This is a genomic window from Stenotrophomonas sp. YJH_SMC_21 (assembly GCF_059369555.1).
In genome coordinates, this window is sequence record NZ_JCAFSU010000013.1 from 48,399 (window position 1) to 70,458 (window position 22,060).

17 protein-coding genes are annotated in these 22,060 nt (G+C 67.4%); 11 read left to right on the forward strand and 6 right to left on the reverse strand.

What is annotated here, in order from left to right:
- Positions 1-16: 16 nt before the first annotated feature.
- Together AC5P67_RS15590 and AC5P67_RS15595 are read right to left on the reverse strand one after the other, a co-directional pair.
- Positions 17-1,651 (reverse strand): TldD/PmbA family protein, encoded by a 1,635-nt coding sequence (locus AC5P67_RS15590; RefSeq protein WP_005407530.1) that lies wholly within the window; start codon positions 1,649-1,651, stop codon positions 17-19.
- A gap of 30 nt (positions 1,652-1,681) precedes the next feature.
- Positions 1,682-3,313, reverse strand: coding sequence for a TldD/PmbA family protein (locus AC5P67_RS15595; protein ID WP_049395460.1), 1,632 nt, complete (start codon positions 3,311-3,313; stop codon positions 1,682-1,684).
- Positions 3,314-3,994: 681 nt separating this feature from the next.
- On the opposite strand from AC5P67_RS15595, the gene AC5P67_RS15600 reads away from it, so the two are divergent.
- On the forward strand, positions 3,995-4,609 hold the full coding sequence (locus AC5P67_RS15600) for a DUF938 domain-containing protein (protein ID WP_049397989.1): 615 nt from the start codon (positions 3,995-3,997) through the stop codon (positions 4,607-4,609).
- Here the strand turns inward: AC5P67_RS15600 and AC5P67_RS15605 are convergent, their stop codons facing one another.
- The 3 genes from AC5P67_RS15605 to AC5P67_RS15615 all read right to left on the reverse strand — a co-directional run bounded on the left by AC5P67_RS15605 (position 4,610) and on the right by AC5P67_RS15615 (position 10,041).
- Positions 4,610-5,932, reverse strand: coding sequence for a type II toxin-antitoxin system HipA family toxin (locus AC5P67_RS15605; RefSeq protein ID WP_012478717.1), 1,323 nt, complete (start codon positions 5,930-5,932; stop codon positions 4,610-4,612). It lies immediately after the preceding gene.
- 3 nt (positions 5,933-5,935) lie between these two features.
- Positions 5,936-6,193, reverse strand: a complete 258-nt coding sequence (locus AC5P67_RS15610) for a helix-turn-helix domain-containing protein (RefSeq protein WP_005407534.1) — start codon at positions 6,191-6,193, stop codon at positions 5,936-5,938.
- Positions 6,194-6,354: 161 nt separating this feature from the next.
- Positions 6,355-10,041: an indolepyruvate ferredoxin oxidoreductase family protein gene (locus AC5P67_RS15615; RefSeq protein WP_495214887.1), complete on the reverse strand. Its 3,687-nt coding sequence runs from the start codon at positions 10,039-10,041 to the stop codon at positions 6,355-6,357.
- 171 nt (positions 10,042-10,212) lie between these two features.
- Between AC5P67_RS15615 and AC5P67_RS15620 the strand changes: the two genes are divergently transcribed.
- Positions 10,213-10,848: a tetratricopeptide repeat protein gene (locus AC5P67_RS15620; RefSeq protein WP_005407536.1), complete on the forward strand. Its 636-nt coding sequence runs from the start codon at positions 10,213-10,215 to the stop codon at positions 10,846-10,848.
- 586 nt (positions 10,849-11,434) lie between these two features.
- Here the strand turns inward: AC5P67_RS15620 and AC5P67_RS15625 are convergent.
- Positions 11,435-12,919, reverse strand: a complete 1,485-nt coding sequence (locus tag AC5P67_RS15625; RefSeq protein ID WP_012478719.1) for an AAA family ATPase — start codon at positions 12,917-12,919, stop codon at positions 11,435-11,437.
- A gap of 123 nt (positions 12,920-13,042) precedes the next feature.
- On the opposite strand from AC5P67_RS15625, the gene AC5P67_RS15630 reads away from it, so the two are divergent.
- The 9 genes from AC5P67_RS15630 to AC5P67_RS15670 all read left to right on the forward strand — a co-directional run bounded on the left by AC5P67_RS15630 (position 13,043) and on the right by AC5P67_RS15670 (position 22,011).
- Positions 13,043-13,672: a nucleotide-binding protein gene (locus tag AC5P67_RS15630; RefSeq protein ID WP_005407538.1), complete on the forward strand. Its 630-nt coding sequence runs from the start codon at positions 13,043-13,045 to the stop codon at positions 13,670-13,672.
- Between the two features lie 49 nt (positions 13,673-13,721).
- Positions 13,722-14,198 carry a SixA phosphatase family protein gene (locus tag AC5P67_RS15635; protein ID WP_005407539.1) on the forward strand — a complete coding sequence of 159 codons (477 nt, stop codon included), beginning with the start codon at positions 13,722-13,724 and terminating at the stop codon, positions 14,196-14,198.
- A gap of 4 nt (positions 14,199-14,202) precedes the next feature.
- Positions 14,203-14,820 (forward strand): YceI family protein, encoded by a 618-nt coding sequence (locus AC5P67_RS15640; RefSeq protein ID WP_005407540.1) that lies wholly within the window; start codon positions 14,203-14,205, stop codon positions 14,818-14,820.
- Complete coding sequence (locus AC5P67_RS15645) at positions 14,817-16,865, forward strand: phospholipase D family protein (RefSeq protein WP_099472833.1); 2,049 nt, start codon at positions 14,817-14,819, stop codon at positions 16,863-16,865. Before AC5P67_RS15640 ends, AC5P67_RS15645 begins: the two co-directional genes overlap by 4 nt.
- Positions 16,866-16,875: 10 nt before the next feature.
- Positions 16,876-17,310, forward strand: coding sequence for a hotdog fold thioesterase (locus tag AC5P67_RS15650; protein WP_005407542.1), 435 nt, complete (start codon positions 16,876-16,878; stop codon positions 17,308-17,310).
- A gap of 119 nt (positions 17,311-17,429) precedes the next feature.
- Positions 17,430-18,221, forward strand: a complete 792-nt coding sequence (locus tag AC5P67_RS15655) for a lysophospholipid acyltransferase family protein (protein ID WP_495214888.1) — start codon at positions 17,430-17,432, stop codon at positions 18,219-18,221.
- A 52-nt stretch (positions 18,222-18,273) separates the two neighbouring features.
- Positions 18,274-19,263 (forward strand): YheT family hydrolase, encoded by a 990-nt coding sequence (locus tag AC5P67_RS15660; RefSeq protein ID WP_024956257.1) that lies wholly within the window; start codon positions 18,274-18,276, stop codon positions 19,261-19,263.
- Between the two features lie 56 nt (positions 19,264-19,319).
- Entirely contained in the window at positions 19,320-21,389 is a 2,070-nt protein-coding gene (locus AC5P67_RS15665) for a tetratricopeptide repeat protein (protein WP_012478722.1), read from the forward strand.
- 10 nt (positions 21,390-21,399) lie between these two features.
- Positions 21,400-22,011: a YbhB/YbcL family Raf kinase inhibitor-like protein gene (locus AC5P67_RS15670; protein WP_012478723.1), complete on the forward strand. Its 612-nt coding sequence runs from the start codon at positions 21,400-21,402 to the stop codon at positions 22,009-22,011.
- Positions 22,012-22,060: the final 49 nt, after the last annotated feature.

The window sequence follows — 22,060 nt, forward strand, 5'->3', positions numbered from 1 at the left end:
AAGGGCTCCTGACCGATCAGCCGAGGCTGCGTGCGGTGTTGATGACGTTGATGCCGTTGAAGCGCGCGGTGGACGAACCGTGCGAGACCGCCGAGACCTGGCCCGGCTGGCCCTTGCCGTCGAAGAACGAACCGCCCAGGCGGTAGTCACGCTCGTCGGCCACGGCGGTGCAGGCGTTCCAGAACTCCGGCGTGCGGATCTGGTAGGCCACGTCTTCCAGCATGCGGGTGATCTGGCCGTTCTTGATCTCGTAGAACAGCTGGCCGCCGAACTGCGCGTTGTAGCGCTGCTGGTCGATCGAGAACGAACCATCACCGATGATGTAGATGCCGTTCTCCACGTCCTTGATCAGGTCCGGCACGCTCAATGGCTTCTTGCCCGGTGCCATCGACACGTTGGCCATGCGCTGGAACTGCACGCTGGACCACGAGTCGGCATAGCAGCAGCCGTCGGACTCGGTCTTGCCGAGGATGTGGGCCTGGTCGCGGATGGTCTGGTAGTCCACCAGCTTGCCGTTGCTGATCAGGTCCCAGCGCTTGCACTTCACGCCTTCATCGTCGTACGCCACCGCGCCGAGGCTGCCCGGCTGGGTCTTGTCGGCGAAGATGTTGACCAGTTCGCTGCCGTACTGGAAATGCTGTTCGCGCTTGTCCAGGGTGGCGAAGCTGGTGCCGGCGTAGTTGGCCTCGTAGCCAAGCACGCGGTCCAGCTCCAGCGGGTGACCGATCGATTCGTGGATGGTCAGCCAGGTATGCGACGGGTCGAGCACCAGGTCGTACTTGCCCGGCTTCACCGACGGTGCCTTCAGCTTTTCCTGCGCCTGCCTGGCAGCGGCGATGGCGTCTTCCTTCATGTCGTAGGAAGAACTGTAGTTGACCACGCCATTGGGGCCGACCACCTTGCCTGCGGCGGCGCCATCCAGGTACTCGTAGCCCAGGCCCATCGGCGAGGACAGGCCCGAACGGGTGCGGAACTTGCCGCTGGACTTGTCGATGGCGGTGACCGTCATCGGCGCCCAGATACGGTGCACGTCCTGGTCGATGTAGGAACCGTCCGTGGAGGCGAAGTACTTCTGCTCGTTGACCAGGAACAGCATCGAATTGACGAAACTGGCACCGGCACCCATCGCCGCAGCGTTGACGTCCAGCAGCAGGCCGACCTTGTCCTTGATCGGCACCTCCATCGCGTTCTTGCGGATCGGCGTGCGCCAACTCACCTCACCGACGCCCGGCGCCTTGGCCAGCTGCACCGGCGCGGTCTGCACGCCGGCGTTGGCCTTGGCGATCGCCGCCGCCTGCTGCGCGGCCTTGGCCACATCGGCCGTACCCAGCGCATTGGTGGCGGCAAAGCCCCAGGCACCGTTGACGATCACGCGGATGCCCACGCCGGTGGACTCGGTGTTCACCACGTTCTGCACCTTGTCCTCGCGGGTGATCACGAACTGCCGCAGGTAGCGGCCGATGCGCACGTCGCAGTAGGTGGCACCGGCCTGGCGGGCGGCGGCCAGCGCCGCATCGGCCAGGCGCTTCTTCAGCCCCAGGTCCAGCGAGCTCTGCAGCTGTTCGGCGGCGATCACCTTGCCGAAGAAGGAGGGCACGATCAGCCCGCCCGCGGTAAGCCCGGTCAGGGCCAGGAAGTCACGTCTTTGCAAGGCTGCTCTCCATGTCGAAGGATGGGTGGCTCAAGCGCCGAGACTGCGCGCGGTGTTGATGATGTTGATGCCGTTGAAGCGGGTGGTGGACGAACCGTGCGAGACCGCCGAGACCTGGCCGGGCTGGCCCTTGCCGTCGAAGAACGAACCGCCCAGGCGGAAGTCGCGTTCATCGCAGATGGCGGTGCAGGCATTCCAGAATTCCGGCGTTCGGATCTGGTAGGCCGCATCCTCGACCATGCCGGCGATCTTTCCGTCCTTGATCTGGTAGTACAGCTGGCCGCCGAACTGCGCGTTGTAGCGCTGCTGGTCGATCGAATACGAACCGCGGCCGTGGATCCAGATGCCGTTCTCCACGTCCTTGATCATGTCCTCGGCGCTGAGCGGCTGCTTGCCCGGTGCCAGTGAGACATTGGCCATGCGCTGGAACTGCACGCTGGACCAGGAATCGGCATAGCTGCAGCCATGCGATGCATCGCGGCCGAGGATATGGGCCTCGTCGCGGGTGGCCTGGTAGTCAACCAGGATGCCGTCGCGCACCAGGTCCCAACGCTGCGTCTTCACCCCTTCATCGTCGTAGCCGACGGCGCCGAGGCTGCCCGGCTGGGTCTTGTCGGCGAAGAAGGTGACGATGTCGCTGCCCCAGCGGAAACCCGCATCGCGCTTGTCCAGGGTGGCGAAGCTGGTGCCGGCGTAGTTGGCTTCGTAGCCGAGCACGCGGTCCAGCTCCAGCGGGTGGCCGACGTTCTCGTGGATGGTCAGGAACAGGTTGGACGGGTCCAGCACCAGGTCGTACTTGCCGGGCTTTACCGACGGCGCCTTCAGCTTCTCGCGCGCGTGGCGGGCGGCCGCGATGGCGTCCTCGACCGGGTCGTAGGAATCGCGGTAGGCGGTGATGCCGCCGGGCAGCTGCACCTTGCCACTCGCATCGCCATCGAGGAACTCGTAGCCCATGCCCATCGGCGAGGACAGGCCAGCGCGGGTACGGAACCTGCCGCTGGCCTTGTCGATGGCGGTGGCGGTGAACGGCAGCCAGATGCGGTGGATGTCCTGGTCGATGAACGAGCCGTCGCTGGAGGCGAAGTACTTCTGTTCGTTGACCAGGAACAGGGTGGAATTGATGTAGTCGGCACCCGCATTCAGCGCGGCGGCGTTGAGCGCCAGAAGCAGTTCGACCTTGTCCTGGATCGGCACCGCCATTGCGTTCCTGCGGATCGGGGTCTGCCAGCGCACCTCGCCGACCGACGGCGTCGGCGCCAGCTGCACCGGCCGGGTCTGGATGCTGGCGTTGGCGCGTGCGATCGCGGCCGCCTGCTCGACTGCGGCGCGCACGGCGGCCTCGGTCTGCTGATGGGTGGCGGCGAAGCCCCAGGCGCCGTTGACGATCACGCGCACGCCCACGCCGGACGACTCGCGGTTGGTCACATTGCCGACCTGGTGTTCGCGGGTGATGACCGACTGGTTGAGATAGCGGCCGATGCGGACATCGCAGTAGCTGGCCTTGGCGGTGCGTGCGGCGGCCAGCGCCACGTCCGCCAGGCGCCTGCGCTGGGCGGTATCGACCGGGGCGAGCAGCTGCTCGGCGGCGATGGCACGGGAATGCGGCAGCAGCAGGCCCGCCAGGCCCAGACCGGAAAAAGCCAGGAACTCACGTCGTTGCACAGCGTTTCTCTCTCTCGCTTGCGTGCGGTTGGCAATGGGCCGGACCGATCACGTCAACTCCTCGACTTTCGCCAGCGCGGGGCGTGGGGACAAGTGACTGCAGTCATGGTTGGGGGTGTTTCGGCAGGGCTGCGCCCTGCACCTGCTCAGAGCCGGAGCAACAGCAACAGCAACAGCGGACTTGCTGAGGGATGGCGGGGCGGTGTGGGTGGGCAGGACACGCCGTAAACCCGTCCCTGGGGGCTCGATGGCGCCATCCATGGCGCCAACGGTCCTGCCCACCCACACCGCCCCACCTCTGACAGCTGGCCGGTGGCTGTTGGTGGGTGCCGACCGTTGGTCGGCACATCTGTCAGATATCGAATGAAATTCGGGGTCAGATCCGTTTTCCTGCGGAAAACGGATCTGACCCCAAGAGTGTTTCCGACAGATCGCGGCCAACTGTCGAAGGCGGGTGGGTCCGGTTGAGGGGGCGTGAGCCGCATGGATGCGGCGACCGAGCTTACATGGACGTACTTGCAGCGTCCCCCTCAATCGGACCCACCCCGCCATCCCACGGAAAGCCCGCTTTTGACGTTGCTCTGGCTCCGGCTCCGGCTCCTGCGGGTGCAGGGCTGCAAGCCCTGCCGAGCAACACCCCCTCGTGCACAATGGGGTCGACCCCGCCCGGACCCCGTCCTGATGTCGAGCAAGCCGTATTCAGAAGCCTGCGAGCGCAACCGCGAACCCATCGCCACCGCACTCGACCCGTGGATGGGCGACCGCCATCGGGTGCTGGAGATCGGCAGTGGCACCGGCCAGCATGCGGCCTTCTTCGCCGAGCGCTGGCCGTGGCTGCGTTGGCAGCCCAGCGATCACCCGGACCATCTGCCCGGCATCGAGGCCTGGCGCGCCGAGGCGGCGCTGCTGAACCTGCTGCCGCCGGCGGCGCTGCAGGTGGAACTGCCACCGGCGCCCGGGCTCAGCCTGCCACAGGGCAGCACGTTCGATGCGGCGTTCACTGCCAATACCCTGCACATCATGGGCTGGGAGCACGTGCAGGCGTTGTTTGCCGCGCTGCCGCCGCTGCTGCGCCACGGTGCGCTGCTGGCGGTCTACGGCCCGTTCAACTACGGCGGCCGCTACACCAGCGACAGCAACGCGCAGTTCGATGCGTGGCTGAAGGCACGTGACCCGCGCAGCGGCATACGCGATGTGGAAGCCGTGCAGGCGCTGGCCGAGGACAACGGCTTCACCCGCCTGCGCGACGTGGTGATGCCGGCCAACAACCGCCTCCTGCTGTGGCGGTTGGGGTGATCAAGCCTCGGGGGCCATGCTGGAAAGGCGTGCTGCCGCAGCACGAAGTCCGTTGAAAATCGGTTCGGACACGTTTGAGGGGAAGTCATCCGGGAGCTGACGGGTGACCTGCTGGATGGCGGGCTCGACGGCCGCGATCAATGTCTTGATCCATGGTTCTGCACCATCGGCAACGCCGCAGGCGCGCGCGGTTTCATTCCAGTGCCGCCGTCGCACAAGGTGCAGTTTCCGGTGGCGGTTCTTGCCATGTACGGCCATGGCGAGCTGTGCGTTTCGTGGATCGAGTTGATTGGGTCCCCTGCCGAGGATGGGATATACCGACAGCACGTCGTAGACGGGCGTCAGGCGGAAGCGTCCACCGGCTTCCAGGTGAACACTGAAATTCTTGGCATGGCCGTCGGTTGCGGCCAGCATCCAGAAAAGAATCTGCGTCTTGAAGAAGATCGCGCGATCCTCGGGGTGTTCGGACTGTCGAAGCAGATCCATGATCGGAACGATACCGGGGCCGCCATCGGATTCATACTTTCTGGCAGCCGGCAGACCAAAGACCTGACACATGTCTTCCTGTGGCAGTCGCAGCCACCACCGGCGGTCGGCAGACAGGCGACGGTCAAACCGCTCGACAATGAGAGCACGTTGGTCGTTGAAGCGGCCCATCTGCGTCTCGGCCACGGGGATATCAAAGGCGGAAAGCAGATGCATGCACAGCCATTCATTCTCCACGGACTGATGCATGTCTGCCCGCATGTTGCCAACAATGCCAAGCGGCAGCTTGAAGATGTGAGTGGATGGTGTGTTGCCGGTAGGAATGCACCATTTGCCAGCATGCAGCAGAAGACCGGTCTTTTCCTGCGCACCGGCGATGGAAATGCGGAATGCATCATCACGGCTGGGTGCGCCAGGCAGGTTCCCTGTCGTCACCTGACGCAGGATCGTAGCGACACCTGCTTCGTCCAACACCTCGCACGTGATCTGCTGGATGTCTTCGGGTGGACGCGCTGGCGGCAACAGCTGCACTGCGCCGACACAATCCCGTCCAATGGCTTCAAGAAGATCGAACGTATCGCTGCCGCGCGTGGCGAACCGGTCGCGGATCCGGTTGCGTATGGCGACGTTATCGGGAAGAAGGTTATCGAAGTAGTCGTTGACGACGTTGCCCCGATGGCTCTCGCCATCTGGGAGCAGGGGTAGAGAGAGCGACAACGGTCGGGACTGGGGCGAGCTGATCCACTGGCTGACATACGACAACCGGGATGACCCGTTCCGGACATCATCCCAAAGTGCGACTTCCACACCATTCATCCAGACCTGCAGCGTACCCATGGCTCACCACTCCAATGACGACGTGTTCTCCTGGGGACTTCGTTGCTGGAGGCTGACCTCCAGACCCAGCACCGCCCAGATCCGCATCAGGCGTTCAAAACTTGCCGATGCAGGGTCGCGTTCCAGCGCGCCCACTGCCTGGCGGCTGATCCCGAGTCGCTCCGCCAGCTGAGCCTGGCTCAGGCCCGCCTGGCGCCGGAAAGCACGCATCAGGGGCGCAAGTTGTTGGGCTGTCCTCACTGTGTGCAGCGGCCTGTCCATACCGGCAGTCCTCAAGGAAAGATGACCGTACGCCAACGCGTACGCAAAGGATAGGTTGCTTTACGACAAGCAACCTATCGCTTTCTCGCTGAGGAGGCAACCTATCGATTGCTATATCGCTATGCAACCTATAGGTTGCCTTTCCATGACGCAGCGCCGCGTCAAGCCACCTGCACGATATGCAGCGCCTTCGGGTTTCGCCACTGCGCCAGCAGGGCAGCCTCGCGCGCCTTGGCCTGTTCGTAGTGCGCTTCCTTGACGTGGCCGAAGCCGCGGATGTGCTCGGGCACGCTGGCGATCTCCACCGCCAGGGCCAGGCGGCCGTCCTCCAGGCCATCCAGCAGCAGCTGCACGGTCGCTTCGTAATCGGCGATCAGCTGGCGCTCCATGCGCCGCTCTTCAGTACGGCCGAATACATCCAGGCGGCCGCCACGCAGGAACTTCAGCTTGGCCAGCAGGCCGAAGGCCTTGAACATCCACGGGCCGTATTCCTTCTTCAGCAACCGGCCCTGCTCGTCCTTCTTCGCGAACAGCGGCGGCGCCAGGTGGAAGCGCAACTGGTAATCGCCCTCGAACTGCTGCTGCAGGCGGCGCTGGAAGTCACCGCTGGTGTACAGGCGGGCCACTTCGTACTCGTCCTTGTAGGCCATCAGCTTGAACAGGTAGCGGGCGACGGTCTCGGTCAGCGCAGTGGAACCGCCGATGCGCTCGGCCTCGGTGGCGCGCACGCGTGCCACCAGATCACGGTAGCGCTTGGCATAGGCAGCGTCCTGGTAATCGACCAGGAAGGCGGCGCGACGCTCGATCATTTCGTCCAGCGAACGCGACAGGCGTGCGTCGTCCAGCGGCAGGAATGCCACGTCGCCACCGTGCGAGGGCAGGCCACGCAGCTCGCGTTCGTCGCCGGTGTTGCGCGGTGCCGCGGTCGCACCCCATTCATTGCCTTCCCACTCGCCCGGCGGCAGCGGGTGCAGCGGGCCGGGGGTGGACTCGGTATCGGTGTGGCGGTTGTGCACCAGGCCGGCGGCCTGCTGTACGGCCTGCGGGTCGACCACCGCCAGGCGGCCCCAGGCGAAGGCCTGCTGGTTCATCGCCACGGCGGCGCCATTGAGTTCGATGGCGCGCATCAGCGACTCGAACGACAGCGGCACCAGGCCCTGCTGCCAGGCGTAGCCGAGGATGAACAGGTTGGCGGCGATGGCATCGCCCAGCAGCGCGGTGGCCAGCTGGGTGGCATCGAGCAGCAGCGGCTCCTGGCCGCCCAGGGCTACGCGCACACCGGCGATGATGTCGGCGGCGGGGAACTGCATGTCCGGACGGGTGGTGAACGTGCCCGGCATCGCTTCGTAGGTGTTCAGCACCACCTGCGAACGGCCGGCGCGCACCTTCGAAAGCGCCCAGTAGTCGTTGACCACCACCATGTCGCAGCCCAGCACCAGGTCGGCTTCACCGGCGGCGATGCGCACGGCGTGGATGTCATCCGGGCGGCGTGCGATGCGGATGTGCGTGGTCACCGCGCCACCCTTCTGCGCCAGGCCGGTCTGGTCGAGCACGGTCGCGCCCTTGCCTTCCAGGTGGCCGGCCATGCCCAGCAGTGCACCGATGGTCACCACGCCGGTACCGCCGACGCCGGTAATCAGGATGTTCCAGGGTTGTTCCAGCGTGCCGCGGATGGCTGGTGCCGGCAGATTGTCCAGCAGCGTGGAGGCATCGCGCTTGCTGCCCTTGCGCGGCTGGCCACCGTGTACGGTGACGAAGCTCGGGCAGAAGCCGTTCACGCACGAATAGTCCTTGTTGCAGTTGGACTGGTCGATCTCGCGCTTGCGCCCGAACTCGGTTTCCTTCGGCAGCACCGACACGCAGAAGCTCTTCTTGCCGCAGTCGCCGCAACCCTCGCAGACCAGCGAATTGATCAGCACCCGCTTCTGCGGATCTTCCAGCTTGCCGCGCTTGCGGCGGCGACGCTTCTCGGTGGCGCAGGTCTGTTCGTAGATCAGGATCGAAACACCCTTCACTTCGCGCAGGCGCTTCTGCACCTCCTCCAGTTCGCTGCGGTCGTGGAACTCCACGTCGCTGGGGAAGTGCTCGCGCTGGCCGGTCCACTTGCCGATGTTGTCCGACAGCACCACGATGGTGTGGATGCCTTCGGCGCGCATCTGCCGTGCGATGTCGGGCACGCTCAGCGGGCCGTCCACCGGCTGGCCGCCGGTCATCGCCACCGCGTCGTTGTAGAGGACCTTGTAGGTGATGTTGACGCCGGCCGCGACCGCCTGGCGGATCGCCAGCGAGCCGCTGTGGAAATAGGTGCCGTCGCCCAGGTTCTGGAACACGTGCGGGGTATCGGTGAACGGCGCCTGCCCGGCCCAGGTCACGCCTTCGCCGCCCATGTGGGTGAAGGTGTCGGTGCTGCGGTCCATCCAGGTCACCATGTAATGGCAACCGATGCCGGCCAGTGCCCGCGAGCCTTCCGGCACCTGGGTGGAGGTGTTGTGCGGGCAGCCCGAGCAGTAGTGCGGCACGCGCGGGAAGCTGGCGCGCGGCAACGCAAGCTCGGCTTCCTTCTGCTGCATCCACTGCAGGCGTTGTTCAATGGATTCGTTGTTGAAGAACTTCTGGATGCGGCGGCCGATCACGCCGGCGATGGTGGCCGGGGTCAGTTCGCCGGTGGACGGCAGGATCCATTCGCCACTCTCGTCGTACTTGCCGACGATGGACGGGCGCTGGCCCCAGCTGGCCGGCCAGTTGAAGAACTGTTCCTTCATCTGGCGCTCGATGAAGGCACGCTTCTCCTCCACCACGATGATGTCTTCCAGGCCCTGCGCGAAGCGCGCGATGCCCTGCGGTTCCAGCGGCCAGGTCATGCCGACCTTGTACACGCGGATGCCGATGTCGGCGCACGCGGCTTCGTCCAGGCCCAGGTACTCCAGCGCCTGCAGCACGTCCAGGTAGCTCTTGCCGGTGGTGACGATGCCCAGCCGCGCGCGCGGCGCATCCATCACCACCTTGTCGATGCCGTTGGCGCGGGCAAAGGCCTGCGTGGCCTTCACCGCATAGCGGTGCAGGCGCATTTCCTGGTCCAGCGGCGGGTCCGGCCAGCGGATGTTGAGGCCACCCGACGGCATCTCGAAGTCTTCCGGCAGCACGATGCGGCGCGCCATCGGATCGACCTGCACCGACGCCGACGATTCCACCGTCTCGGCGATCGTCTTGAAGCCGACCCAGCGGCCGGTATAGCGGCTCATCGCCCAGCCCAGCAGGCCCATGTCGAGGATGTCCTGCACGCCGGCCGGGTTCAGCACCGGCATCATCGCGCTGACGAACTCGTCCTCGCTGCCATGCGGCAGGGTCGAACTGCGGCAGGCATGGTCATCGGCGGCCAGTGCCAGCACGCCACCATAGCGCGAGGTGCCGGCCGCATTGGCATGCTTGAACACGTCGCCGCAGCGGTCCACGCCCGGTCCCTTGCCGTACCACATGCCGAACACGCCCTGCACGTTGGCGCCGGGGAACAGGTTGGTCTGCTGGGTGCCCCATACCATGGTGGCGCCCAGGTCCTCGTTCAGGCCGGGGGTGAACTTCACCTTGGCCGCTTCCAGATGCTTGCGCGCGCGCCACAGTTCCAGGTCGAAGCCACCCAGCGGGCTGCCACGGTAGCCACTGACGAAGCCGGCGCTGTCGATGCCTTCGGCGGCATCGCGCAGGCGCTGCATCAGCGGCAGCCGCACCAGCGCCTGCACGCCACTCAGGTAGATCCGCCCCTCGTTGCGGGTGTACTTGTGGTCGAGCGTGTAATCACGGTCGAGCAGGTCGGCGGAGGAGGGCGAAGTGAGTTGCGCGGTACTGGTCATGGCTGGCCCGGTAGGATCGGCTGGCACCGGCCGCGTGCGGGCACGCGGCGGGAAAGGCGCGAATTGTAGCAGCGGGGCCGTGGTGGGCCCGGCACTCGCGCCCGCGCCGCTGCTGGGGTTAGGATCGGGGCGAGAGAGGGAGGCTGCGGTTGTGCAGCCTGGGGAGAAGGGATGTCAGTTCCAGGAAAGATCCTGGCCAGCGTGCTGCTGGCCTCGGGAGCGGCCACGGCGTGGGCCGCGCCGGCCATGCCGGCACCACAGGAGTTCTACTTTGACAGCGACCTGGCGGCGGCACCGATGGTGGCGATGCAGGGCGAGGGCGATGAGCTGGTCACCCAGCTGGTGAGGTTGCGCGAGCGCGGCCGGCGCGCGGTGGAAGCCACCGTGCAGCTGGCTTCGGTGGCCAGCACCCAGGGCCGTGCCGAGCTGGCCGACCAGCTGTATGGCGAGGCCCTGAAGGAGGCGCCGGCACAGAGCAGCGCGGGCCGCAGCGTGCGTTGGAACTATGGCTGGGACCTGCTGCGCCAGGGCAAGCCGGAGGCGGCGCTGGAGCAATGGTTGTCGTCGGCCGGCAATGCGCGCAGCAAGCCCAGCTGGGTGCCACCCACGTACGCGCTGGCCCTATGGCGGATGGGGCAGAAACAGGAGGCCGTGCAGTGGTATGCCGCAGCAGTGCGTACCGAGCCGTCGCAATGGAGCACCAGTGCCAATTACGCGCAGCTGCTGCCGCAGTGGCGCGAGGATGAGCGCGCGTCGTTGGCCGAAGTGCAGCAGGCCTGGGCGGCCGCACCGCCTGCCTGGCCCTGAGGGAGGAGGTTCGGCCGGGTTGCACCCGGCACCCGCAGAGGCAACAGCTGAAGCAACAGCCGAAGCAACAGCCGAAGCAACAGCAACAGCGGGCAATCCGCGGGATGGCGGGGCGGTGTGGGTTGGCAGGACACGCCGTAAACCCGTCCCTGGGGGCTCGATGGCGCCATCCATGGCGCCAACGGTCCTGCCAACCCACACCGCCCCACCTCTGACGGTTCAACGCTGCTGTTGGTAGGTGTCGACCTTGGTCGACACGGTAGATCCACGCCATGCGTGGATGAATCTGCATCGGAATCGAGTATTCGATATCTGATCGAAGCGCAGCCGAGCGTGGGCTCGGCTCTACAAAAAGCAGCCAGCCAAGCGCTTTTGCTCTTCTTCTTTCTTCTACGTGGCTGATCGCCCCCGGAAACTGTCAGGGGCCGGGTGGGTAGGCTGCGCAGGGGCGTGAGCCGCATGGATGCGGCGACCGAGCTTACAGGGACGTACTTGCAGCGTCCCCTGCGCGGCCTACCCGCCCGGCCAACTGCGGCTGTTGCTTTCAGCGACCAGCCACGAGGGGCTGCGCCGTTCGCTGGAAACCTCAATCGTCCGCGGAAACCGTCCGCCCCGACGCCCATGCCCGCAGTGCCTCGACCTGCTCGGCCATCAGCACCGACAGCGGCCGCGTCGCACGGATCTCGTTCATCAGCAGCTCGGTATCCAGCGGCCGCCCTTCGGCGTGCGCCGCATACAGCCCGGCCACGATCGCCTGCTCGATCTCCGCACCTGAGAAACCATTCGCCGCGGCCGCCAGCGCTGGCAGCGCGAAGTCGTCGGCATTGAGCTGGCGCCGACCCAGATGCAGTCGCAGCAGTTCCACGCGCACCTCCGGCGAAGGCAGGTCAACGAAGAAGATCTCGTCGAAGCGGCCCTTGCGCAGCAGCTCGGCAGGCAGCTCGTGCACCTGGTTGGCAGTCGCCACGATGAACACCGGTGCCTTGCGCTCGGCCATCCAGGTCAGCAGATGGCCCAGCACGCGGCGTGACACGCCACCGTCCTCGCCACCGCTGGCCAGGCCCTTCTCGATTTCATCCATCCACAGCACGCAGGGCGCCAGCTGCTCGGCCGAGGCCAAGGCCTGGCGCAGGTTGGCCTCGGTCTCGCCGTGGTACTTGTTGTACAGCGCGCCCACGTCCAGGCGCAGCAGCGGTACGCCGAAACCGGCGGCGGTGGCCTTAGCCAGCATCGACTTGCCGCAACCCTGCACGCCCAGCAGCAGCATGCCGCGCGGTGGGTCCAGCCCGGCCGGTGCCGAGCCAGCGATGAACGCCACACGCCGCTGGTTGATCCAGCGCTTGAGCCGGTTGGCGCCGGCCACGTCGCCGAACCGCGCGCTGTCATGCTCGAAGAACAGGTGGCCGCTGCGGTTGAGCAGCTCGAACTTCAGCCGTGCCAGCTGCGGCAGGTCGTCGTCGCGCAGCGCGCCGTCGGCGTAGATCAGCTGCCGGGCGATGCGCCGGGCATCCACCAGGCTCAGGCCCTGCAGGTTCTTCAGGATTTTCTTCACCGCCTCGCTTTCGACTTCGACGCGGCGGCCGCCGTGTTCGCGGGCGTAGGCATCGGCCTCCTCGCGCAGCATCTTCAGCAGGGCGTTGGCATCGGGCAGGCGCGGGTTGAAGCGTACCGCCAGCGCTTCCAGCTCGGCCGGCAGTTCGACCTTGGCGCCGATCAGCACCAGCACGTGCGGTTCGCTGTGGCGGCGCTGGATCAGGTCGCGCAGGGCGCGCTGGTGGCTGGCATAGCCCAGGTAGGGGTGGAAATCGAGCAGCAGGTAGACCCCGCGCTGCCCGGCCTGGCGGATCATCTGCAGGGCCGCGCTGGCGTCGGGTGGCCCGGCCGGCGGATCTTCGCTGTCCAGGTCGATGCGACGCAGGCCCTCGGTGATCGACCACCGGTGCAGCGCCCGCCAGACGTGCATCAGCGTCTGCCGGAACAGGTCGACGATGCGACCCTCGTCCTGGGTCTCGATCACGATCAGGGGGGTGTTGGCGCGGATCAGTGCGCTCAGGTCCTGCAGCTCGCTCATGCCGGTTCGATCCTTCGGGGGCGCCACGATAGCAAAGGCGATGGCCGCAGGTTCAGCGCGGTGCTACCTCCCGTCACCACCGCCGGTGTACGCTCGGGGCACGTACCCGGAAGCGAGGCTGGCATGAAGACGATCCTGGTGGCCGGTTCCAAGGGCGGGGTGGGCAAGACCACCGTCGCCACCCACCTGGCCGCGTACGCGGCATTGCAGGGCAGGGCCACGGTGATCGCCGACGCCGACCCTCAGGGCTCCAGCACCCGCTGGGCGCAACGGCGGGCCGGGCTGGAAAGCGCGGTGCTCCCCATTGATGTGTATCGGAAGAAGCAGTGGGCGCAGAAGCTGCCCGATGGCACCGAAACCGTCATCATCGATGCACCGGCGGGTGCGTTGGCCGACGATATCCCCCATTTTCTTGACGCTGCCGACGCGGTGGTGGTGCCGGTGCTGCCCTCGGCGCTCGACATCGAAGCCATCGTCGGCTTCCTCAACAGCCTGGCCCAGAACCCGCGGGTGCACAGCCGCAAGCTGCCGGTGGGGCTGGTCCTCAACCGCACCAAGCCCTGGACCCAGACCTCGCAGCAGGCGTTGCAGATGCTGGCCGAATGGCCGTACCCGGTGGTCGCGCAGCTGCGTGACAGCCAGAGCTACGTGGTCATGACCGGCCTCGGCCGCAGCCTGTTCGACTACCGCTCGGCCCAGGTGCGGGAGCATCAGGCCGACTGGGAGCCGCTGCTGTCCTGGCTCAAGCTTTGATGCCTGCGTCACTCTTCCTGCTGCATCCTCTTCTTCATGGAAACCCGCGATGCGTGAACTGATCCTGCTGCGCCATGCCCATGCCGAACCGGCTACCCCCGGCCAGGCCGACCTCGACCGGCCGTTGTCGCCGGTGGGGCTCGCCGAAGCCGAAGCCGCCGGCAAGTGGCTGAAGGAGAACAACCTGCTGCCGGACTGCGTGCTGTGCTCACCGGCGCGGCGTACCCGCGAAACGCTGGAAGCCGTGCTCGGCACCATCGGTTACGTGGAAAAGCGCCTGGAAGACCGCATCTACGAAGCCACCCCCGGCACCCTGGCGGCATTGGTGGACGACCGCCGTGATCTCGACCGGGTGCTGATCGTCGGCCACAACCCGGGCCTGGAGCGGCTGGTGGCGTTGATGACCGAGGGCACCAGCAGCGACTACCGCGGCATGCCGCCGGCCGGCATCGCCGTGCTCGGCTTCCCGCGCGAGGCCTCGATCGAGCCAGGCGTGGCCAGCCTGAACGCATTCTGGTGGCCGTGATCCGATGAGCCTGGCGCGGCGCAGCCGCTATCTGCTGCCCGCGCTGCTGGCACTCGGCCCGGCCTGGGCGGCCGTGCCCACGCCGACCACCCTGCCACCGGTGGTCGCCGAAGCGCACCGGGTAATGCGCCTGGATACCCAGCGTTCGCAGATCGGCTTCGAGGTGCGCACCCGTTTCGGGCAGCGTATCGAAGGCCTGTTCCCGCACTTCGAAGGACGCATCGAGATCCTCTCCGACGGCCGCCACCAGGTGCACCTGAAGATGTTCACGCGCTCGGTCGAGATCCCCGGCAAGGCGCGCTATACCGGGTGGATGCGCGGCGAGGAGTTCTTTGATGCCGGCCGCCATCCGGTGGTCGAGTTCGACTCGCTGCCGTACTGGCCGGAAACCGTGGAGAGCGGTGGCGACATCAACGGCCGGCTGACCCTGCGCGGGATCAGCCACCCCGAGACACTGAAGGTCGAGAAGGCGGAGTGCGCCCGACCCGGCTATGATTGCGACGTCGTCAGCCGCGGTACCGTGCAGCGAGGCCGGTATGGCATGGACAGCTGGCAGCTTGCCTTGAGTGACCGAGTGACTTTCGTACTGCGTGCGCGCCTGAGCGAGGCGCCGAAACCGTGAACCTCCTGCTGCGTGTACTGGCGCTGGCAACCGTGTTGCTGGGCAGCGGTTGTGCATCGCTGTCGAATGCCGAGCGCGACCGCGCCGAGGCGATCGCCGTGCAGGCACGTTCGACCGTGGTCGACTGCCAGCGTGCAGACCGCTGTGCACAGGATTCGCCGCTGCGGGCGCTGGCCGGCCGGGCGTTCACCGAATCCACCCCGGAACGACCGCGCCACTACGCCACCCTGCTCGATGAGGGCGAGGGCGCCCTGGTCGCACGCCTGAACCTGCTGCGCAGCGCCACCCGCAGCATCGACCTGCAGACCTACATCTTCGACAAGGACGACAGCGCCCGTCTGGTCATCGACGAACTGCTGGCCGCATCGCGGCGCGGGGTGAAGGTGCGGCTGCTGATCGACCAGCTCTCGGCGATCTCCGACCTGCAGATCCTCGGCGCCCTGTCCGGCGCCCACCAGAACTTCCAGCTGCGGGTCTACAACCCGACCTTCGGCAAGGCCCGGCTGAACTACTTCGACTATGCCGGCAGCGTGCTGTGCTGCTTCCGCCGGTTCAACCAGCGCATGCACAACAAGCTGCTGGTGATCGACGATGCGATCGGCGTGGTCGGTGGCCGCAACTACCAGGACGACTATTACGACTGGGACCGCGAGTACAACTTCCGCGACCGCGATGTACTCATCGCCGGCCCGGAAGCACGTGCGATGGCGGCCAACTTCGACGCGTTCTGGCGCGCACACCGCAGCGTGCCGGCCGAGCGCCTCAACGACGTGGGCCGCACGTTGCTGCGCGAGGGCGTGCCAACGCTGCCGCCGGCCAGCTTCCGCCGCCCGGAACGGGTACAGCGGGTCAGTGCCGAAGCCAACGACACCGAGTTCGTCACCCGTTCCTTCGTCGATACCGCGCTACCGGTGGCTTCGGTGCGCTACGTGGCCGACCTGCCACGCAAGCATCGCCGCGAGAAGGCCGATGCACCGCTGGCCGGCCAGCATGTGACCGAGCCCCAGCTGGATGCGCTGATCGCCAGTGCGCAGAAGGAAGTGATCCTGCAGACGCCGTACCTGGTGCTGTCCAAGCCGGCGCAGAAGCTGTTCCGTGAACTGCGCAAGCGCCCGCAGCCACCGCGCGTGGTGGTGTCCAGCAACAGCCTGGCGGCGACCGACAACCCGATCGTGTATGCGTTGTCGTACAAGTACAAGCGGCGCAACATGCGCGAACTGGGCTTCAACATCTTCGAATACAAGCCGTTCCCGCTGGACGCGCCGGTTGACTACCGCAACCTGCTGCCCGACCCGATCGCTGCGCCCGGGGGGGGAGACGAGGGCGGTCGCAATCCGCTGATCGGTGGCAGTGCTGCCGGCAGCAACGCACGCGGTGGCAGCAGCAGTGGTTCGGATGCCGGCAGCAGGCAGGGCCCGTTGAATCGCCACAGCGATGGTGCCTACGACAACGCACGCGCACGCCGTCGCGCCGCCGGCAGCGAGGTGGAAACGCGCCTGCTGCGCACCGAGACGCGGCCGTCGTTCCTGGGCAGCAAGGCGGTCAACAAGCCGTTGCCGGTCACCCGCAAGGGCGCGCGCATGGGCCTGCACGCCAAGTCGCTGGTGGTCGACCGCCGCATCGGCGTGGTCGGCACCCACAACTTCGATCCGCGCAGCGAGAACTACAACACCGAAGGCGCGGTGATCATCGACGACCCGGTTTTTGCCGAGGAACTGGCGCAGAGCATCCTGCGTGACACCCACCCACAGAACTCCTGGACGGTGGCGCCACGGGCCAAGCCACCGGTGCTGTCGGGGCTGAACTACAGCGTCGGCAAGGCCTCCGAAGCGCTGCCCATCCTTGATTTCTGGCCCTGGCGCTACGCCACCGACTACGAGTTCAAGCCCGGCCCGGAGTGCCCGCAGCCGCTGCCGCGGCAGGATCCTGATTTCCATCGCTGCTACGTCGCCGTCGGCGACTTCCCCGAAGTCAACGTCGGCCCGAAGTGGCTGCTGGTGCGCATGCTGACCGCATTCGGCGCCGGTCTCGTTCCCATCCTCTGAAGGTACCCGCATGGCCCAGGTGTTCCGCGAAGCCGTTTCCATCGAGCAGCTCAACGCGCTCAGCCGCAACACGGCGATTGAATCCCTGGGCATCGTCTTCAGTGCCGCCGGCGAGGACTGGCTGCAGGCCACCATGCCGGTGGATGAGCGCACCCGCCAGCCCTACGGCATCCTGCACGGCGGTGCCTCCGTGGTGCTGGCCGAGACCCTGGGCAGCAGCGCCGGCAACCTGTGCGTGGATACCGGCAAGCAGGTCTGCGTGGGCCTGGAGATCAATGCCAACCACGTGCGTGCCGTGCGCTCGGGCACGGTCACCGGCACCGCCCGCGCGCTGCACGTCGGCCGCAGCACCCAGCTGTGGGAGATCCGCATCGAGGACGAGCAGGGCCGCCTGGTATGCATCTCGCGGCTGACCCTGGCGGTGGTGGCTGCCGGTCACGGCTGAGCCCCCCTGGGCTCGTTGACGGCAGCGGAACCCAGCGTTCCCCGCCGATTGCCCCGGTCGATGGCGGTTATGGCCTAAATCGGCTGGCAGCGATGACGGCCCTCCGGTATCGTGCGCGGATGACTTCCCCCACTCCGGCCCCCCGTGGCGGCGTGGCGCGTGTGTGCCGTTACCTGTACCGCGTACCGCTGCTGTTGGTCCACATCATCGTGTTCCTGCCGCTCATCCTGATCGGCATGCTTCCGCCGTGGGGCGAACTGCGCATGGGCGAGGCGACCTTCGGCGCCAAGGTGGTCAACTGGTGGCAGGGCGGGCTGATGTGGATCTTCGGCTTCCGCCTGGTGCAGGTCGGCGCGCCGCTGCCCGGTGCCGTGCTGTTCGTGGCCAACCATGTCAGCTGGGTGGATATCTGCATCCTGCACAGCCAGCGCATGATGGGCTTCGTCGCCAAGCGCGAGATCGCCAGCTGGCCGCTGGTGGGATGGCTGGCCGCGCGCGGCCAGACCATCTTCCACCAGCGTGGCAACACCGAATCGCTCGGTGGCGTGATGCAGGTGATGGCCGACCGCCTGCGCGAGGGCAAGGCCGTGGGCGTGTTCCCGGAAGGGCGGACCCGCGGCGGTCACGAAGTGGGCCCGTTCCACGCCCGCATCTTCCAGGCCGCGGTCGAGACCGGCGTGCCGGTGCAGCCGGTGGCCCTGGTGTACGGGGCGAAGGGCGACGCGCAGACCATCGTCGCGTTCGGCCCGAACGAGAGCTTCTTTGCCAATTTCCTGCGCCTGCTCGGCGAGCCGGCGCGACGTGCCGAAGTGCACTTCCTGGCGCCGATCGGTGCACAGGACCTGGAAGGCCGTCGGCGCATCGCGGAAACCTCGCGCGCGCGCATCGTGGCGGCCATGAGCGCCGGGTGAGGCTACGGTGGCCCTGATCCCGCCACCTGTCCTGGACGCCGGTACGCCGACGCTGCATGCGGCTGACTATCAGCCGCCGCGCTGGCTGCGCAATCCGCACCTGCAGTCGATGCTCAGCTCCAGCCGCATGCGCCTGCAGCGCGGCCTGCTGCTGCTGGCGGCCACCGGTGCGGTCAGCGAAGAGCTGATCCTCGATGGTGGTGATGGCGTGCGCCTGCAGGGCTGGCACAGCCATGTCGAAGGCCGCGAGCCCAAGGGCATCGCGCTGCTGCTGCATGGCTGGGAAGGCAGTGCCGAATCCAGCTACATGCGCATGGCCGCCGCGCGCATGATCGAGCAGGGCTTCGACGTGGTGCGGCTGAACTTCCGCGACCACGGCAACACCCATCACCTGAACCCCGGCATCTTCCACTCCAATCTCATCGATGAAGTGGTGCACGCCGCGGGCGATATCGCCCAGCGCTGGCCGCAGCTGCCGCTGGTGGCCGCCGGTTATTCGCTGGGTGGCAACTTCGTGCTGCGCCTGGCCCTGCGCGCGCCGGCGGCCGGCGTGCCGCTGCTGCGCGTCGCCTCGGTGTGCCCGGTGCTGGACCCGGCGCTGACGATGGAGAGCATCGAGAACGGCCCGGCGATGTACGACTGGTACTTCCGCCGCAAATGGGCCGGCTCGCTGCGCCGCAAGCGCGATCTGTTCCCCGAGCTGAGCGACTGCGACGACCGCGTGCTGAAGCTGGACATCCGCGCGCTGACCGCCTGGCTGGTCGAGCGCCACACCAGCTTCGGTTCGCTGCAGGCCTATTTCGACGGCTACTCGATCGCCGGCGACCGCCTGTCGTCCCTGCAGGTACCGGCCGACATCCTGATGGCGCAGGATGACCCGGTGATTCCGTACGCGACCTTCAGCAACTGGCAGCTGCCGGGCCAGGCGCGCCTGGAAACCGCCTGCTGGGGCGGCCACTGCGGGTTCATCGAAAACTGGCGCGGCGACGGCTTCTCCGAGCGCTGGGTCGCCCAGCGCCTGCAGCGGGTCCTGCAGGCCTGAACCGGCGACAGCGCGCAGCCCGCTACAATGCGGGTTTGCACTTGAACCGGACTGCCATGCAAGACCAGATCATCCAAGCGTTGCGCCAGAACCAGGCCGACCAGGCCGTGCAGCTGGCCCAGGCGTGGACCCGTGACGAACCCGGCCAGGCCAACGCCCACCGCTGGCTGGCGCTTGCGCTGCAGCAGCAGGGCAACGCCGAGGAGGCGATGGAGGCCCTGCAGCAGGCGCTGCGGCTGGCTCCGGACGACGCCCAGCTGCACCTGCAGCATGCCGGCCTGCTGCTGGCACTGCGCCAGTTCGAGGGTGCCGACGAAGCACTGGTGCGCACCACCGGCCTCGATCCGAACTCGTTCTCCGCCTATCTGATGCAAGCGCACCTGGCGATCGGCCGCAATGACTTCGACGAAGCGCAGCGCATCTCCACCCTGGCCGCGCGCGTGGAGCCGGATCATCCGGAACTGCTGACCATCGACGGCATGGTTGCACTGCGCCGCGGTGACGCCGACCGTGCACTGGCGCTGCTGTCGGCTGCCAGCAAGGCACTGCCGGACGATACCCGCGTGCTGTACGCACTGGGCTTTGCCTACCTGGGCAAGGACATGCTGGCGTTTGCAGAGCAGTCGTTCCGCCGCGTGCTGGAACTCAATCCGTCGCTGTCCTCGCTGCATGGGCTGGTGGTGCAGCTGGCACTGCGCCAGGGCAACGTACCGGCCGCCGCCGAAGCCATGCAGGTGGCCCTGCAGCAGCCGGAGATGGACGTACCGTCGATGCGCCGCCTGGCGGGTGAACTGTCGCTGCGCAATGGCCAGCCGCTGCAGGCCCTGGACTACCTGCTGCCGCTGCTGGAGACGCAGCCGGAAGACCGCCAGGTGCTGCAGCTGCTGCTGATGTCATGGCAGCGCCTGGGGCGCGAGGATGAAGCACGTGCGCGCCTGGATGCGGTACTGGATACCGATGACCAGCTGCACGATGTGTGGCTGGCACGGCTGGCCATCGAGCAGGTGGGCAGTGAAAGCGCCGTGACCGCGGTCGAGCGCTGGATGGCGGCGATGCCCGCGCATCTGCCGGCCCTGGAGGCGCGCCTGCGCCTGCATGACATGGCCGGCGAACATGCTCAGGCCGAAGCGATCGCCGAACGCATCGTCAGCCTGGAACCGGGCCGCGTCAGCGGCGAGACCCGGCTGGTCGAAGGCCTGCTGCAGCGCGATCCCGCCGCCGCCGTGGCCCGCGTGCAGGCGCTGATCGAGCTGGCGCCGGAAGAGCATCGCGCCGACCTGCGGACGTGGATGGGCGAGATCCAGGACCGCGCCGGGCAGCCGCAGGACGCCCTGCGCACCTGGCTGTCGCTGCAGGCTGACCAGGCGCCGCAGCGCTTGCCACTGCCGCCACAGGCCAAGTCCCCGCCGAGCTGGCCGGACAAGGGCAGCATTGACGGCGATGCCAGCTCCGCGCCGATCTTCCTCTGGGGCCCGCCGGGTTCGGGCGTTGAGCGGGTGGCGACCGGCCTGGCTGCTGCCAGCCCGGTGCTGCGCAGCGACCGCTACACCAACACGCCGCCCGATGATGCGTTCCAGAACTACAACACGCTGCAGGACCTGGCCTCAGGCGTGCTGACGCCGGAGCGGCTGGTGCAGCGCTGGCGTGAACAGCTGCCGGCGCGTGGCCTGCAGAGCGACACCGTGATCGACTGGCTGCTGTGGTGGGACAACGCCCTGCTGTGGGCGCTGCGCCCGCAGCTGCCGCAGGGCCGCCTGGTGCTGGTGCTGCGCGACCCGCGCGACATGCTGCTGGACTGGGTGGCCTACGGTGCCGCCGCGCCGCTGGCGATGACGTCGCTGGCCGAAGCCAGTGAATGGCTGACCCGCGCGCTGACCCAGATCGCCACGCTGCATGAGGACGACCTGTACCCGCACGTGCTGCTGCGCATCGACCAGATCGGCAACGATCCGCAGGCGATGGCCGAACTGCTGGGCCGCCTGTTCGAGCGGCCGATGCCGCCGGCGGCACAGCTGGGAGCCCCGCGCCTGCCGGCCGGCCACTGGCGCAACTACCGCGACGTGATGAGCGCCGCCTTCGCCCAGCTCACCCCGGTTGCGGTGCGCCTGGGTTACCCGGAAGAGTGAGGAGAGTCCGATGCAGTTGACCAGCCACAGCCTGACCAACGGCGCACCGATCGATCGTGAGTTCGCCGCGGGCGACGCCAACGGTTTCGCCCCGGACCGCAACCCGCACCTGGCCTGGAGCGGGGCGCCGGCCGGCACCCGTTCGTTCCTGCTGGTATGCGTGGACCCGGACGTACCGACCGTGCCGGAGACGGTTGGCCGCGGCGACATGAGCGTGCCGCGCGACCAGCCGCGCTGCGATTTCGTGCACTGGGTGATGGCCGATATCCCGGCCACGGTGCAGGAGATCGCCGCTGGCAGCTGCAGCGACGGCTTCGTGGTGAAGGGCAAGCCCGCACCCGCCGGCCCGGCCGGCAGCCGCCAGGGCCTGAACGACTTCACCGGCTGGTTCGCGGGCAACCCGGACATGGCCGGTGATTACCTGGGCTATGACGGCCCGTATCCGCCGTTCAACGACGAGCGCATGCACCGCTATTTCTTCCGGGTATTCGCGCTGGACGTGGCGTCGCTGGACCTGCCGCAGCGCTTCACCGCCGCCGACGCGTACCGCGCCATGCACGGCCACGTGCTGGCCGAAGCCGCACTGCACGGCACCTACACGTTGAACCCGGCGCTGGGCTGAGCAGCACACAGGGTAGAGCCGGCCGCGGGCCGGCTGCTGCAGGCAACGG

What these genes read in the sequence shown, in the direction of transcription:
- AC5P67_RS15650 (WP_005407542.1), top strand. Translation starts at nt 16,876, where the DNA reads ATGGCCCAGGTGTTCCGCGAAGCCGTTTCCATCGAGCAGCTCAACGCG.
- AC5P67_RS15605 (WP_012478717.1), bottom strand. Translation starts at nt 5,932, where the DNA reads ATGGGTACGCTGCAGGTCTGGATGAATGGTGTGGAAGTCGCACTTTGG.
- AC5P67_RS15620 (WP_005407536.1), top strand. Translation starts at nt 10,213, where the DNA reads ATGTCAGTTCCAGGAAAGATCCTGGCCAGCGTGCTGCTGGCCTCGGGA.
- AC5P67_RS15640 (WP_005407540.1), top strand. Translation starts at nt 14,203, where the DNA reads ATGAGCCTGGCGCGGCGCAGCCGCTATCTGCTGCCCGCGCTGCTGGCA.
- AC5P67_RS15610 (WP_005407534.1), bottom strand. Translation starts at nt 6,193, where the DNA reads ATGGACAGGCCGCTGCACACAGTGAGGACAGCCCAACAACTTGCGCCC.
- AC5P67_RS15635 (WP_005407539.1), top strand. Translation starts at nt 13,722, where the DNA reads ATGCGTGAACTGATCCTGCTGCGCCATGCCCATGCCGAACCGGCTACC.
- AC5P67_RS15600 (WP_049397989.1), top strand. Translation starts at nt 3,995, where the DNA reads ATGTCGAGCAAGCCGTATTCAGAAGCCTGCGAGCGCAACCGCGAACCC.
- AC5P67_RS15615 (WP_495214887.1), bottom strand. Translation starts at nt 10,041, where the DNA reads ATGACCAGTACCGCGCAACTCACTTCGCCCTCCTCCGCCGACCTGCTC.
- AC5P67_RS15665 (WP_012478722.1), top strand. Translation starts at nt 19,320, where the DNA reads ATGCAAGACCAGATCATCCAAGCGTTGCGCCAGAACCAGGCCGACCAG.
- AC5P67_RS15630 (WP_005407538.1), top strand. Translation starts at nt 13,043, where the DNA reads ATGAAGACGATCCTGGTGGCCGGTTCCAAGGGCGGGGTGGGCAAGACC.
- AC5P67_RS15625 (WP_012478719.1), bottom strand. Translation starts at nt 12,919, where the DNA reads ATGAGCGAGCTGCAGGACCTGAGCGCACTGATCCGCGCCAACACCCCC.
- AC5P67_RS15670 (WP_012478723.1), top strand. Translation starts at nt 21,400, where the DNA reads ATGCAGTTGACCAGCCACAGCCTGACCAACGGCGCACCGATCGATCGT.
- AC5P67_RS15655 (WP_495214888.1), top strand. Translation starts at nt 17,430, where the DNA reads ATGACTTCCCCCACTCCGGCCCCCCGTGGCGGCGTGGCGCGTGTGTGC.